At 66.8% G+C, this 13,182-nt stretch carries 12 protein-coding genes, 1 tRNA gene and 1 other RNA gene; 10 read left to right on the top strand and 4 right to left on the bottom strand.

Going from position 1 to position 13,182, the window contains the following annotated elements; translation table 11 throughout:
* Positions 1–16: 16 nt before the first annotated feature.
* From CFB18_RS03905 to CFB18_RS03880, 6 genes are all read left to right on the top strand, one after another.
* The gene (locus tag CFB18_RS03905) at positions 17–424 is read left to right on the top strand and encodes a hypothetical protein (protein WP_088570498.1); all 408 of its coding nucleotides are present in this window, start codon (positions 17–19) and stop codon (positions 422–424) included.
* Complete coding sequence (locus CFB18_RS03900; RefSeq protein ID WP_088570497.1) at positions 411–1,574, top strand: beta-ketoacyl-ACP synthase III; 1,164 nt, start codon at positions 411–413, stop codon at positions 1,572–1,574. Before CFB18_RS03905 ends, CFB18_RS03900 begins: the two co-directional genes overlap by 14 nt.
* A gap of 898 nt (positions 1,575–2,472) precedes the next feature.
* Entirely contained in the window at positions 2,473–3,486 is a 1,014-nt protein-coding gene (locus CFB18_RS03895) for a hypothetical protein (protein WP_143597505.1), read from the top strand.
* Between the two features lie 241 nt (positions 3,487–3,727).
* Positions 3,728–4,501: a hypothetical protein gene (locus CFB18_RS03890; protein ID WP_088570495.1), complete on the top strand. Its 774-nt coding sequence runs from the start codon at positions 3,728–3,730 to the stop codon at positions 4,499–4,501.
* Between the two features lie 16 nt (positions 4,502–4,517).
* A complete protein-coding gene (locus CFB18_RS03885) occupies positions 4,518–5,051 on the top strand; it encodes an RNA polymerase sigma factor (protein WP_159461560.1) in 534 nt (177 codons plus the stop codon).
* A 21-nt stretch (positions 5,052–5,072) separates the two neighbouring features.
* A complete protein-coding gene (locus CFB18_RS03880) occupies positions 5,073–6,290 on the top strand; it encodes a DUF4179 domain-containing protein (protein WP_143597504.1) in 1,218 nt (405 codons plus the stop codon).
* Between the two features lie 16 nt (positions 6,291–6,306).
* On the opposite strand, the gene rsmA is transcribed toward CFB18_RS03880, so the two are convergent.
* The 3 genes from rsmA to ffs all read right to left on the bottom strand — a co-directional run bounded on the left by rsmA (position 6,307) and on the right by ffs (position 8,957).
* On the bottom strand, positions 6,307–7,158 hold the full coding sequence (rsmA, locus tag CFB18_RS03875; protein WP_159461559.1) for a 16S rRNA (adenine(1518)-N(6)/adenine(1519)-N(6))-dimethyltransferase RsmA: 852 nt from the start codon (positions 7,156–7,158) through the stop codon (positions 6,307–6,309).
* An 8-nt stretch (positions 7,159–7,166) separates the two neighbouring features.
* Positions 7,167–8,603: a ubiquitin-like domain-containing protein gene (locus CFB18_RS03870; RefSeq protein ID WP_088570492.1), complete on the bottom strand. Its 1,437-nt coding sequence runs from the start codon at positions 8,601–8,603 to the stop codon at positions 7,167–7,169.
* Positions 8,604–8,688: 85 nt separating this feature from the next.
* Positions 8,689–8,957, bottom strand: an RNA gene (gene ffs, locus CFB18_RS03865) — signal recognition particle sRNA large type.
* Between the two features lie 153 nt (positions 8,958–9,110).
* On the opposite strand from ffs, the gene CFB18_RS03860 reads away from it, so the two are divergent.
* Together CFB18_RS03860 and rlmB are read left to right on the top strand one after the other, a co-directional pair.
* Positions 9,111–9,566, top strand: a complete 456-nt coding sequence (locus tag CFB18_RS03860; RefSeq protein WP_088570491.1) for a GNAT family N-acetyltransferase — start codon at positions 9,111–9,113, stop codon at positions 9,564–9,566.
* A gap of 2 nt (positions 9,567–9,568) precedes the next feature.
* Positions 9,569–10,336: a 23S rRNA (guanosine(2251)-2'-O)-methyltransferase RlmB gene (rlmB, locus tag CFB18_RS03855; protein ID WP_088570490.1), complete on the top strand. Its 768-nt coding sequence runs from the start codon at positions 9,569–9,571 to the stop codon at positions 10,334–10,336.
* A gap of 44 nt (positions 10,337–10,380) precedes the next feature.
* Here the strand turns inward: rlmB and CFB18_RS03850 are convergent.
* Positions 10,381–10,455 (bottom strand) — tRNA-Arg (locus tag CFB18_RS03850).
* A 230-nt stretch (positions 10,456–10,685) separates the two neighbouring features.
* Between CFB18_RS03850 and CFB18_RS15225 the strand changes: the two genes are divergently transcribed.
* Together CFB18_RS15225 and nosZ are read left to right on the top strand one after the other, a co-directional pair.
* Entirely contained in the window at positions 10,686–10,895 is a 210-nt protein-coding gene (locus CFB18_RS15225; protein ID WP_088570489.1) for a hypothetical protein, read from the top strand.
* A gap of 204 nt (positions 10,896–11,099) precedes the next feature.
* Positions 11,100–13,085, top strand: coding sequence for a Sec-dependent nitrous-oxide reductase (gene nosZ / locus CFB18_RS03840; protein WP_200808070.1), 1,986 nt, complete (start codon positions 11,100–11,102; stop codon positions 13,083–13,085).
* Positions 13,086–13,182 lie beyond the last annotated feature (97 nt).

Here is a 13,182-nt window from a genome sequence, read left to right as displayed (position 1 = left end):
CTTCCCGGAGGACATCATGCCGGATCTCGCAGAGTGGCTGGAGCGGCATGCCGCGCGTCTGCAACAGGGGTTGCGGGGGGAAGCGGCGTATCCGCTCCCTCCGGTGGCGTTCTCCCCTCGGGACCGCGCGCTCTTCCAGCTGGCGGAGCGGCTGGCGGATGCCCTGCGGCCGGTGGAGCCGCGGCCAACCTGGGTGGCCTCGCTGTATGAGCGCCTGATGGCGGAGGCCCAACAAGCTCCCCGCCCGAGGCCCTCCATCCCGGCCATCCCCCTCTGGTGGCTCGGGGTGGCCCTGGGAACGGCCGCGGTGGGGCTGTGGGCCTATCGCCGACGGCAGCCGGTCCGCTCGGCCCTCTCGCTGAAGCAGGTGAGGAAAGCCCATCCGGATCCCAATTCGAAAGGAGGGGGCGATGCCATGGTATAGCCGGATCGCCGGATGGGGGATGGCGGTCCCCCGGAAGGCACTGACCAGCGCCGAGCTGGCCCAGCAGCTGCATACCACGGAGGAATGGATCCTCACCCGCACCGGGATCCGGGAGCGGCGGATCGCCGGCCCCGGCGAGACCATGTCGGATCTTTCGGTGGCCGCGGCGCGGGAGGCGATGGCCCGCGCGGGCGTCCTGCCCCAGGATCTTGATCTGATCATCGTGGCCACCTCCACGCCCGATTATGTGATCCCTCCGGTCTCATCCATCATTCAGCATAAGATCAACGCCCGTTGCGGAGCCTTCACCCTGGGCGCCGGATGCACCGGCTTCATGTATGGCATGGCGGTGGCCCACGCCTTCATCGCCGCCGGGCTGATGCGCAACATCCTGGTCATCGGCGCGGAGATCATCAGCCGCAACATCGATTGGAGCGATCGCAACACAGCTGTGCTCTTCGGCGACGGGGCCGGGGCCATGGTTCTGCAGGCCAGCGAGCTGCCCACCGGGGTGCTTTCCTTCGTTCTCGGATCCGATGGCTCGGGGGCGGAGCACCTGATCGTGCCCGGCATCTCCACCAATCACGTCATTACCGAGGAGACCATCCGGGGCAAGGGCCATCTATTGCGCATGAACGGCCGGGAGGTGTTCAAGTTCGCCACCCGGGTGCTGGGGAAGGTCGCCATCGAGGCCATCGCCCGCAGCGGCCTGGCCCCCGATGAGATCGACCTGATGATCCCTCACCAGGCCAACGAGCGCATCATTGAGGCGGCCTGCCGGGAGCTCGGCTTCCCGATGGAGAAGGTGTTCCTCAACCTGGACCGCTACGGGAACACCTCGGCGGCCTCCATCCCCATCGCCTTCGCCGAGGCCATGGCCCAGGGGCGGATCCGGGAGGGGGATAACCTCCTGCTCATCGGGTTCGGGGCCGGGCTGACCTGGGCCGGGGCGGTGGTGCGCTATGGGGTGCGGGCGGAGGACCGGCCGATCCCGGTGGAGAACTGGCCGGTGCGCCTGCCGGATCTCAACCGCTTGGAGCCGGTGCGCCAGGCCAAGGTGATGGCCCTGCGGGCCCGCCGCCAGCTCCTCCAGACGGCCATGAGCCTGCTGCTGCCCTTCTACACCCGGTCCCGCCGCCGACGACGCTGAGCAACTCTTGAATCGCCGCTTGATCCGCACACGGGGGCAGGCCACATAGAGGCCTGTCCTCCTTTTCATACTCTCCGTCTTCATACTCTCCGTCCGCATAGGACTCCCACCGCCTCCCCTCCCCCCAACCTCCCGCCCCTCACCCCGGGTATATCGGGTGGAGAATCTTCGACGGGAGGTGCCGCGATGCGAGGCCTTCGATCCCTGTCGATCCCCACCCTCTCCGCCCTGGCCCTCTTGGGCCTGATCGAAGCCGCCCCACCCTCCAGCGGGGATCCCCGGGGGCCATCCCCTGCGCCCCGGAATGCCCCATCCCTCCCTCCGGGCGAATGGACAAACTCGGAGCCTATTCTGGATCCACAACGCGGCCCGACGTTCCCTGGGATGATGCCTGGGATAGGAGGATATAAGATCTTTGGACCCGGCGCCATCCGCAAGATCCCTGTCCGCCCTGTATCATCCCCCATCGATCCACAAGCGCTCTACCGTAGCGGATATACGGATGCCTGGATTCACTGGGAGCCTCCGGGTTTCGGACACTATGGCTCTCACACCAGCGACTCCGATCTTTTTGAGCAAGAGATCTGGGTAGACGGCTATCTCCGTCCCCTTTCGTCAACAGGGTGGTGGGCAACTTGCTCAGATCATCGCGTCGGACAACGAGCAACATGCTTGACCTATTTCTGGTATCCAGTCTTCTGCCGCAATATCTATGCGGAATCTCTCCACCACTTCCACACAGATGGCTTCGAGGATGACAACTTTAAGACCGGAGACATCAGTTGGGATGGGGCATGCATGAACTGACTCAAGGAGACTTGGCTCCATGATGGAGAACGGTTCCTTACGGAAGTCCTGGGGAAAGATTCGGCAAGGCAGCTTTCTTCGGCGGCTGGTGATGGTGGCATTGATTTTGAGCCTGGGAAGTGGGTGCCGGGAGCCCTCGGATCGGCCGACGGAGACTGTGCTTCTTCCCGGCGAGATCGCGGGGATGATACGCCATGCGGTTCAGACCCCCACCGCCGATTGGGGCCTGCGGCCTCACGGCGTGGGCATTGGGTTTGTCTGGCCCGAGCATCGATCCATTCCGCCGTTGCAGCGCCCGCAGACGGAGGAAATCACCCTGGCTCCCGGCCAGCCTTTTGCTCCCTATCTGGTCCTCAGCGCAGCCGAGCCTATCACCGTGCTGGTCACAATGATCCTGGATTACCGGCAGGTTCCTTTTGAACTGAACGGAAAATACGGCTTGCTGCATCTGATCCCCTTGACGCCGGGCGGGGACATCGAGCTGCCCATGCGGGTGGATGTACCTGGAGAGGGGTTGCATGATTTGATCGCGATCGCTTTTCTCGACCCGCTAAATTTCTCCACAGATTGGGCGTATCGGCTTTCGATGGATCAGCGGCTGGTCGGACGGCGAGCGCGGATCCGAGTCGGGCACAAGCTTCACCCCGCCCGCTGGTTGCCTCCTCCGATCCCCGGGGCTTCCGTTCCGCCCTGGGTGAATTTGAGTCTGAAGGTTGCCCTAGTGCGCCCTCCGCGCGGTCCTTGGGATCATCCCTCACGACCCGGAAGCCAGCTGACCGTGGTCCAGGGGAAGGCAGGGCGCTCGCTTCCACTGGCGGTCTGGGCATCGAACCTGAAGGGGGAGAAGGGAGCCGACTATGCCATGCTATTCTTTTGGAATTACCGGCAAATCCCCTTCCGGGGAGAGGAGGTGATCGTCGCCCGTCTGGAACCGGACACGGAGATCATTCTGGAAGGGGAGATCCAGCTTCCCGCAATCCCCGGGATTTACCAGATGCAGGTGGTGTATGTGTTTGATCCGTATCGCTCAATTCGGAACAAGGAGGTTCGAGCGCCGTTTGTGTTTGGCTCCCCACGGATCGCCATCCAGGTGGCCGATCCTTAGCTTCAGATCGCGATGGTTCTGGTCGGAGGAATCCATCATCTTCTCACAGAGTTGAGAGATACGATTCAAGGGGGTGCGCTCCGCCGATGGCTCCAGGCGCCGGGGGTGGGCCTCCGTGCGGCCCGCCCCCCTTTTCACACCCTCCATCCACCCAGGATTCCCACCGCCTCCCCTCCCCCCAACCTCCCGCCCCTCACCTCGGGTATATCGGGTGGAAAAACCTTCAACGGGAGGTGCGGCAATGCGAGGCCTTCGATTCCGGTGGGTTCCTATCCTCTTCGCCCTGGCCCTCCTGGGCCTGATGGGAGCCGCCCCACCCCCCGATGGGGATCCCCAGGGACCGGCCCCCGCAACCCCGGACACCCCGGGCCGTCCTGGGGTGATGGCCGAGCCCCTCACCCAGACCGAAGGCGTGCAGGTCCCGGTGATCCTGGACGGCCTGCGCTACGAGCCGGAAGAATTCAACCGGATCCAGGCCACTCTCAATCGGTGGGGTATCCATCTCTGTTTCACCTTCTCTCGAAATGGAGCGCTCCATGCCTTCTCCACAAAAGAGGCCTGCGATCGCTTCCTGCAAGAGGAATGGGGGAATCCACCGATCGCCTACCCGCCACCGGTTCGTCCGTTGCGGGTGTGGATCGAAGGGAACGTGGTTCGTGTGGAGCCGGCGGATGAAGCCCCGCCTTCCGGCAGCCTCGGGCCTCAACAACTTTGTCCGCCGCCGGATCCCTTCTGGAGTCGGAACTGGGAACATATCCACTGCCAGGGGTGGGAGCTGGGGGTGAACGCCGGTGGGGCGTTATCCGATTTGCGTCAAGTTCCCGGCCCTTGTGCGGGAAACTGGAACGACTGCATCTCCTCCGCCCAAGCGGCTACTGGGATCTCCCAGCTGGTTATGTGGGAACATATAAACTTCCAAGGCAATTACCTGGCGATTCCCCGAGGTTGGACGGCACCGGATCTGCGGGAGTTCAACTGGAACGATCGGGCTTCCTCGCTGTATGCGCAGCCTTAGTCCAGGGTTCGACGGGATGGAAGAGGGAGAGGCGATCGCGCGGTGGCGGGCGGGGGATCCAGAGGGGATGGCCGCCTTGGTGCGCCGCTATCAGCAGCGGGCCCTGCGGATCGCCGCCCTGATCCTGCCGGATCCCATGCAGGCGGAGGACGCCGTTCAGGAGGCGTTCGTGCGGGCCTGGCGGCATCGGCGATCCTTCCGCCCGAATGCCCCGTTCTGGCCCTGGTTCCGCCAGCTGGTGGTGCACGAAGCCCTGCGCCTGGCCCGTCGGGAGGGCCGAGAGACCCCGATGGAAGCCGATTCGGTGGAGGGGAACGACCCGGACCCGCATGCGGACCCGGCGGAGCAGCTGGACAGCTCGGAGGCCCTGGCGCAGCTGGCCCGTGCCCTGGCACGCCTCTCGCCGACCCAGCGGACGCTGGTGGTCCTCCGCTACTACGAGGGGATGCGCGAGGAGGAGCTGGCCGCAGCCCTGGGCTGCGCCGTCGGCACCGTCAAGCGCCATCTCCACGAGGCCCGGCAGCGCCTGCGACGCTGGCTAACGGAATGATCCCCAAGGGAGATCGTGATGATGGAAGAGCGAAAGGGGTTCCCGATGGATTCAGAACCGGAAGCTCCATTGCAGGAGGCTCTGGATCGAATCGCCCGGTCTCGGGTCCGGGAGGATGTGGATCTGTGGCCGGCCCTTCAGGCCCGGCTGTTCACGACTCCGGCGCGGCGGATCCGATTCGGAGGACGCCGGGCCTGGGCGTGGGGGCTGGCCGGGCTGGCCCTGGTGCTGGCCCTGGCGGGGATGGCCTGGGCCCGCTATCTCTGGGAGGCTTTCCCTTTCATCGGCCCTCTGGAGCGCGCTGGGAAAGCCCGCCCGCTGGCCCAGAGCCAGCGCCAGGACGGGATCACCGTGACCTTGGAGCGAGCTTATGTCGACGCCAACCGCGTCCTGATCGGCTATCGGGTGCGAGGACTTCCCGAGTCCGCAGATACCGTGTGGCTTCCAGAGTTCACATTAGAGGACACCGCCGGGCACCCTCTGCCCCCCCTGATCAGGACCAGCCTGGCGGGGGCTTCGGAGGGCTCAGGCCTTCCGCTCCTCCCGGGGGAGATGGCCGGGGTGATCGAGTTCGATCCCTGGGCGCTGCCCGACTGGCCCGCCCGGCTCCCGGAGACCCTCGCCCTCCGGATGCAAGTCACCTTGCGTGCGCTGCCCACCGTGGCCTCCGCCCCCGGGTTGCTGCGCGTCGAGATCGCCCCGGAGGCCGGGCCCGCGGGTGGAGCCTCGGAGACGAGTGCGCTGCCCCCTCCGGCGCTCCCTACCCCCCGGGCGGTGCACACCTTCCAGTTCGACGTGACGGTGCCGGTGGTCCGAGAGGCGATTGTATATGGCCCTCAAACGGCGACGGCGCGGGGCTTAACGCTCGCCCTGGAGCGATGGGTGGAGACGCCGTCGGGGACGCGGGCGCGGGTGTGCTTCCGCCCGCCGGACCCTCGGCTGCGCTGGACCCTCGCGGCAGAGCAGAAGTTCAAAGAAAGCGAGGCCACCGCCGAAGGAGAGCGCTCCTCGCAGACGACGCAGATAGGGGTCGCATCGCTGATCCAGCTCACCATCACACCCAACGAGGGACATGTATGCCAGGATCTCTTCTTCGACCTGTCTTCATCCGGCCGGACGCGCCCCCGCCCGACGGCCCTCTACGTCCTGGAGCTGGTGGGCTTCCCCCAGTCCGGAACGCCGGAGCCGGTCCGCTGGCCGGGCCCGTGGGTCTTCCCGCTTCCTTTGGAGGACCGATAGGGCCGATCCGGGGGCCTCATCCGGTCGCATGACGGAGGGGACGGAGGGCCGCGCTGAGGGCCGCCCACTCCTCCAGGGAGAGGGTCTCCGCCCGGCGGGCGGGGTCGATACCCGCCCGGGTCAGCGCCTCCCGCACGACGGGATCCGGAAGCCCCAGGCCGTGGGATAGGGCGTTGTGGAGCTGCTTGCGGCGCTGCTGGAACCCTGCCCGGACCACCTCGAAGAACCAGTCCGGATCCCCGAGGTCCACCGCCGGCCGCTCGTAGGGATCGATCACCACGACGGCGGAATCCACCTTCGGGCGGGGCCAGAAAGCCCCCGCCGGGATGCGCGCCACCACGCGGGGACGCCCATACACCTGCACGCTCACCGCCAGCAGGCTCATCGCGCCCGGCCCGGCCGTGATCCGCCGGGCCACCTCGTGCTGAACGGTGAGCACCACCCGGCGGGGACGGGGGGAGGCTTCCATCACGTGGCGCAGGATCGCCGATGTGATGTAGTAAGGGATGTTCCCGATCACCCGATAGGGGTGGCCCTGCACCAGCGCCCCCGGATCCAGGGCCAGGATATCCCCTGGGATGACGGTGATGTTGGAGTAAGGGGCCAGGATCTCCTGCAGGAGCGGGAGGAAGCGAGTGTCGACCTCCACCGCCACCACGTGAGCGGCCCGAAGGGCCAGATGCCGGGTGAGGATGCCGGGGCCCGCCCCGATCTCCAGCGCCCACTCCCCGGCCTCCAGCTCCGCCGCCTCGACGATACGGGCCAGGAAAGACTCCTCGATGAGAAAATGCTGGCCCAGCTCCTTGCGAGGATACAGGCCGTGGGCTTTCAGATAGCGGGGCCAGGGCATCGGAGGCGGAGGAGGCATCCAGACGCTCATGGAGGCGGGGAGGGCCAGTCCGGCAACACATAGGGGATGGATTCCGGAGGCGGCACCGGCGTCAGCAGATACACGTCCACCCATCGATACCAGAGGACCAGATCCTCATCGTTGTAACCCAGGTCGATGCGGCGGCCGATGATCCCCCCGCCGGTGTCGGCCGCCAGGCCGATCCCATAGCCCGGCACATACACCCGCCACCCCAGGCGGATGACCCGCGGGTCCACGGCCACGATCCCCCGCTGCATGGGCAGCCCGGTCCGTGTCCGCCCGAAGTAGGAGGCGGAGGGATGAACCCCGGCGGTGGAGGCGCTGTAGGAGGTGGCCAGCATCCGGATCCGCCGCCAGTATTCCACCGGGCCCTCCGGGGTTTCCAGGGTGCGCACCACGATCTTCGTCCCATAGACCCACACCCGGGGCTCCGGTGGCCGGACCACCGTCTCATCCACCACCTCCCGGGCCACCGCCTGGCCGTTCTCATACCGGACGCGGATCCGTCGCTGCAGCAATCCGTTCCGCCCCGGGGCCTTCTGCACCCACGTGTCCAGCTCTAGGTTCGGGTCCGGCTCCCAGACCGTGCGGAAGGGGATCGGGCTCTCTTCGATCTCAAAGTCCTCCCTCACCCGGATCACCTGCACCGTCTCTCCGCCTTGCAGGGCCGCCCCTTCCTCCGGGATCACCCGATCCTGGCCATGCAGGGAGAGCCCGAGCTCCCACAACAGATCCCGAACGGTCCGGGCGGTGGTATGCACCACCTGGACACGGCCGTCGGCCTCCACGGTGATGGGACGGGCGCGAAAGAGACTCACCTGCAGCCCGCCGTTCAGCATGGTTTCGGGACCCGGGATCAGACGATCCGCCGGGTGCAGGGAGAAGCCCGCCTCCCGGAGGGCGGCCCCCACGGTGGGCGCAGTGGTCAGGATCACCCGGCGGGATCCATCCTCCAGGCGCAGGACCAGAGGGGCCGCCCGCTGGATGCGGATCTCCCGGGGGGGCGCTCCCCCGTCCGTTGCCTTCGCGCTGAAGGGCCAGGGCTGGCCATCCACCCACAGCGCGTCCCCAGGCTCCCGCTCCACCCCTGCCTGCCGCAGGATGGCCTCCGGATCCCAATGGAGGGTGTAAACCCGGAGCTGCCGAGAGGGCTCCGTCCCTCTCCCCTCCACCCGGATCCACACCGGCTGGGCCCGGCGGACCCGGATGAGGGCCGGTGGGCGGATCTCCTGATCCGGGGCCGGAGAGACCTCGTCCTCCGGACGCAAGGACACCCCGGCCTCCCGCAGCGCCCCAGCCACGGTTCGTTGATGGGTTCTAATGGAGATGATCCGATCATCCAGGAGGAGGGTTACTGTCTGTTGGGAGCGCCAGTAACCCCAGAGGCAGAACGCGCCCAGCCCAAGCCAGGCGATCGATTGGAGAAGCCTCCCGCGATCCATTCGTGCAGCGGCGGAACCCGGGCCAGTGGGCCCGTAAGGGTCTCGGAAAGGTCATCGCCATCGGTTCGCAGCCTCCCGAGGGCGGCCGTGCGCCCCTTGTCGAGCCCGCCTCTCCCCCTGGGGGAGCCCTCGTTCGGCTCCGGCCCGGCGCCCCTGCGGCGCGCGAACCGGGACGGCTTACCGTTGCTCCCTTCCGGGCCTGGCGGGGTTCACCGGGGTCCGCCGCGCAGGACCGGACCTTCATCGCCGGGAGGGAGCCCCACAGGGGGCCGCGCTAACCCTCGAAGGGGATGTCGGCCCCGCGTCTGGCGGATTTCGGGTGCAGGGAACCGCCACCTCCCCGCCTGAGCACGGCCGCCATCCTTAGCGTAGCGGATCCCGACCCCCATGTCAAGCCAGGGCCGTCCACGAATGCACGAACCGAAGGGCCCTGAGGGTGAAGCGGCCAGGCCTTCCTCAGGTAGAATCCTTTAAGGTGAAGATCGAGGTGGCTTCAGAGGAAAGCGAATGGAGGGCTGGATCCTACGCCCGGCCCGGCCGGAAGACGGGCCTATCATCCGACGGATGATCCGGGAGGCCCGGCTGAACCCCTTCGGGCTTCACATCCCCCGTTTCTGGGTGGCCGAGGTGCAGGGACGGGTGGTGGGGGCTGTTCAGATCCGCCCGCATCGGGATGGCAGCCGGGAGCTGGCCTCCCTGGTGGTGGATCCCGCGTGGCGGGGCCGGGGCATCGGCAGCGCCCTGGTCCGGGCGCAACTGGCTCGAGCCCGGGAGCCCCTGGTGCTGATCTGCCGGCCGGAGCTGGAGCCGTTTTACGCCCGGTTTGGCTTTCGAAGGCTCAGGCCGGAGGAGATGCCGCCCTTCTTCCGCTGGGTGCATCGGATCGCCCGATGGCTGGGCCGGCCCCTTCGGATCATGGGCTGGGATCCGACAGAGGCCGTCGAGGAACCTCCGGAGGGTTGAGAATGAAGGAGCGGTCCGGGGAGCTCTTCCAGCGGGAGTTCCTGTATGGCCGCCGCGCGGTCCACGAGGCCCTGCGGGCCGGGCGGCGGCGGATTTACCGGCTGCTCCTGGCCGAAGGCCTCCAGCCCCGGCCGATCCTGGAGGAGCTGATCGCCCTGGCCGAGGCCCAGGGCGTCCCGGTGCTGCGCGTCCCCCGGGCGCGGCTGGACGCCGTGGCGGACGGCCACCAGGGGGTGGTCGCCGAGGTGGATCCTTATCCTTATGTGGATCTGGAACAGGCCTGGGCGGAAAGCGCCCGCCGTCCGGATCCGCCCTTCTGGCTGGCGCTGGATTGCCTGCAGGACCCTCAGAACTTCGGGACCCTGTTGCGGACGGCGGAGGCGGTGGGGGTGCACGCTGTGCTGTTCCCAGAGCATCGCAGCGCCCGGGTGACGCCGGCGGTGGTCAACGCCTCGGCCGGCGCGGTGGAGCACCTCCGGGTGGTCCAGGTCACCAACCTGGCCCGGGCCCTGGAGCAGCTCAAGGCCCGCGGCGTGTGGGTGGTGGGCCTGCAACAGGATCCCCGAGCGATCCGTTACGATCAGGCGGACCTCAGTGGGCCCATCGCCCTGGTGGTGGGCAACGAGGAATCCGGCATCCGTCCGCTGGTGCGACGGACGTGCGATTTCCTAATCTATCTCCCCATGCGAGGACGGGTCGCTTCCCTCAACGCCGCGGCCGCCGGCGCCATCGCCCTCTATGAGATCGCCCGACGCCGGGGCTTCCCCTAAAAACTAAAACAGGCGGATCATCAGGGGATGACCCGCCTGCCCAGAGCCCCCAGCGGGACTCGAACCCGCGACCTTTGGCTCCGGAGGCCAACGCTCTATCCAGCCTGAGCTATGGGGGCCTGTCACTTAAGAATCTACCGCAATCGGCCGGATCTGTCAACGCGGGCCGCCCCCCGGGTGTGTCCCAAAATCGTAGGACAACTGCGAGTAGTTGTCCTACAAGGCGGCCAGGCCCGACAAAATCGGGACACACCCCACCCCCCGGCGTATGACGGCGATCATACCGGAGCGGGCCGGCCTGGGCCACGATATCCCTGAGCATACGCGCGCCGACCCGGGAGACCCTCCCATGCAACTGCAACAAGAGCCGTCCGCCCGGCCGTTGCCGGACCCCTTCCCGGATTACGTGACCTGTCCGGTCTGCGGGGAGCCGGACATCGAAATCTGGTGCTATGAGGAGACCGTCCGCTGCCCGACCTGCGGGGCCGAGATCTCCCACGGGCCTTTCCCCTGCTGGACCGCCTGCCCCCGACGCCCCCTCCCCCCTCCGACCCCATGACAAAGATCATCGGTTGAGCACGAAGGCTATCACGCCATATGACGAACCACACCCCCATTTTATGACATTCCTCGTCCCAAAATGACCTCTTCGTATGACGTAGATCATAGGCTCTGACGGCCGAACCAGACAAGATAGAGGCCAGAGCGTCCGGCCTGATGGGAGGGTCGGCCGCACAATCATGGATGGGAGGAGGTTCCGATGATGCATGGGAAAGCGAAGGGGGTGATCCTGGGTGTTCTGATGGCCCTGGTGGCGGCCTGTGCCCGGGGCCGGGCGACCCCGGTGGCGGGCCTGCCGGCGGAAGCGCAGACAGTGATCCGGGAGCGGGGCCTGTCCCCGGAGGACGTGGTCGCCGCGCTGCGGACCTATATGCCAGGGGGCAAATACGATGAATATGTGATGTTCTCCTCCGGCGGGCACTCCGGCCAAGTCCTGGTGATCGGCATCCCCTCCATGCGGCTGCTCAAGGTGATCGGTGTCTTCACGCCGGAGCCCTGGCAGGGCTACGGGTTCGGGGAGAAGGGCACCCTGGAGGTGCTGGCGGAGGGCTTCGCCCGGGGCAAGCCCCTCCTCTGGGGTGACACCCACCATCCGGCCCTCTCCGAGACCGAAGGGGAATACGACGGCCAGTTCCTGTTCATCAACGACAAGGCCAACGCCCGCCTGGCGGTGATCGACCTGCGCGACTTTGAGACCAAGCAGATCGTCAAGAACCCCAACGCCATCTCCGACCACGGCGGCGGCTTCGTCACCCCCAACACCGAATACGTTGTCGAGGGCCCGCAGTATGCAGCCCCCATCGGGTGGGAGTATGCCCCGCTGGATCAATACAAGGACAAATACCGGGGGCTGCTGACCTTCTGGGCCTTCGACCGCCAGAAGGGACGGGTGGATCTGGACCGCTCCTTCCAGATCGAGCTGCCACCCTACTGGCAGGACCTGTGCGATGCGGGCAAGAAGGTCTCTTACGGCTGGGTGTTCTGCAACTCCATCAACACTGAGATGGCCACCGGCGGCATCGAGGAGGGCAATCCGCCCTTCGAGGCCGGCACAGCCAAGAACGAGATGGACTACCTTCACATCATCAACTGGAAGAAGGCCGAGGAGCTGATCCGGGCCGGCAAGTATGAGGTCATCAACGGGATCAAGGTGATCCGTCTGGAGACGGCGGCCCGGGAAGGGGTGCTCTTCTTCGCCCCGGAGCCCAAGAGCCCCCACGGGGTGGACGTGGCGCCGGGCGGCGAATACATCGTGGTGGGCGGCAAGCTGGATCCCCACGTGACGATCTACTCCTTCGAGAAGATCCAGAAGGCCATCGCCGCCGGGAACTTCGAGCGCGACCCCTTCGGGGTGCCGGTGCTGCGGTTCGAGGACGTGAAGGAAGCGCAGGTGGAGCTCGGCCTCGGCCCGCTACATACGGTCTTTGACGACAAAGGCTATGCCTACACCTCCCTGTTCCTGGATAGCGCCGTGGCGAAGTGGTCCCTGGGCGGCCCCTACCGCAAGGACGGCGCGGAGCCTTGGAAACTGGTGGAGAAGCTGCCGGTCCACTACAACATCGGCCACATCGCCGCGCCGGAGGGGGACACGGTCTCGCCGGACGGCAAATACGTGGTGGCCCTCAACAAGTGGTCGGTGGACCGCTTCCAGCCGGTCGGCCCGTTGCACCCGCAGAACTTCCAGCTGATCGACATCAGCGGCGGCAAGATGCGGCTCCTTTACGACATGCCCATCGGCATCGGCGAGCCGCACTACGCTCAGATCATCAAAGCCGACAAGCTCAAGCCGTTCCTGGTCTACCCGGAGATCGGGTGGAACGCGGTGAAGATGGCCAAGGACCCCAACGCCACCGAGGCCGGTCGGGAGCGCGTGGAGGTGCGGGAGGAGGGCGGCCGGCGGGTGGTGGAGATCTGGATGACGGCGGTTCGCAGCCACTTCAAGCCGGAGCGCGTGAAGGTCCGCAAGGGCGATCACGTGATCTGGCACATCACCAACATCGAGCGGGCCCGCGACGCCACCCACGGCTTCGCCCTGGGCGGCTACAACATCAACCTGAGCCTGGAGCCCGGCGAGACCGCCACCATCGAGTTCGACGCCGACCAGAGCGGGACCTTCCCCTTCTACTGCACGGAGTTCTGCTCGGCCCTCCACCTGGAGATGATGGGCTACTTCCTGGTGGAGCCGTGATCCGGGACCACAGGGGGGCGGCCGGCCGGCCGCCCCCCTTAAAGGCTTCTGATTTCGATGAGGACTCAGATCGAATGCTCTGGGGCCTGAAGGCGCG

Source organism: Thermoflexus hugenholtzii JAD2 (assembly GCF_900187885.1).
Classification (GTDB): domain Bacteria; phylum Chloroflexota; class Anaerolineae; order Thermoflexales; family Thermoflexaceae; genus Thermoflexus; species Thermoflexus hugenholtzii.
This window is presented reverse-complemented; position numbering and strand designations above follow the sequence as displayed.

Coding starts and splice junctions, on each gene's coding strand:
- CFB18_RS03905 (WP_088570498.1), top strand. CDS start 17: ATGCCGGATCTCGCAGAGTGGCTGGAGCGGCATGCCGCGCGTCTGCAA.
- CFB18_RS03900 (WP_088570497.1), top strand. CDS start 411: ATGCCATGGTATAGCCGGATCGCCGGATGGGGGATGGCGGTCCCCCGG.
- CFB18_RS03895 (WP_143597505.1), top strand. CDS start 2,473: ATGGTGGCATTGATTTTGAGCCTGGGAAGTGGGTGCCGGGAGCCCTCG.
- CFB18_RS03890 (WP_088570495.1), top strand. CDS start 3,728: ATGCGAGGCCTTCGATTCCGGTGGGTTCCTATCCTCTTCGCCCTGGCC.
- CFB18_RS03885 (WP_159461560.1), top strand. CDS start 4,518: ATGGAAGAGGGAGAGGCGATCGCGCGGTGGCGGGCGGGGGATCCAGAG.
- CFB18_RS03880 (WP_143597504.1), top strand. CDS start 5,073: ATGGAAGAGCGAAAGGGGTTCCCGATGGATTCAGAACCGGAAGCTCCA.
- rsmA (WP_159461559.1), bottom strand. CDS start 7,158: ATGCCTCCTCCGCCTCCGATGCCCTGGCCCCGCTATCTGAAAGCCCAC.
- CFB18_RS03870 (WP_088570492.1), bottom strand. CDS start 8,603: ATGGATCGCGGGAGGCTTCTCCAATCGATCGCCTGGCTTGGGCTGGGC.
- CFB18_RS03860 (WP_088570491.1), top strand. CDS start 9,111: ATGGAGGGCTGGATCCTACGCCCGGCCCGGCCGGAAGACGGGCCTATC.
- rlmB (WP_088570490.1), top strand. CDS start 9,569: ATGAAGGAGCGGTCCGGGGAGCTCTTCCAGCGGGAGTTCCTGTATGGC.
- CFB18_RS15225 (WP_088570489.1), top strand. CDS start 10,686: ATGCAACTGCAACAAGAGCCGTCCGCCCGGCCGTTGCCGGACCCCTTC.
- nosZ (WP_200808070.1), top strand. CDS start 11,100: ATGCATGGGAAAGCGAAGGGGGTGATCCTGGGTGTTCTGATGGCCCTG.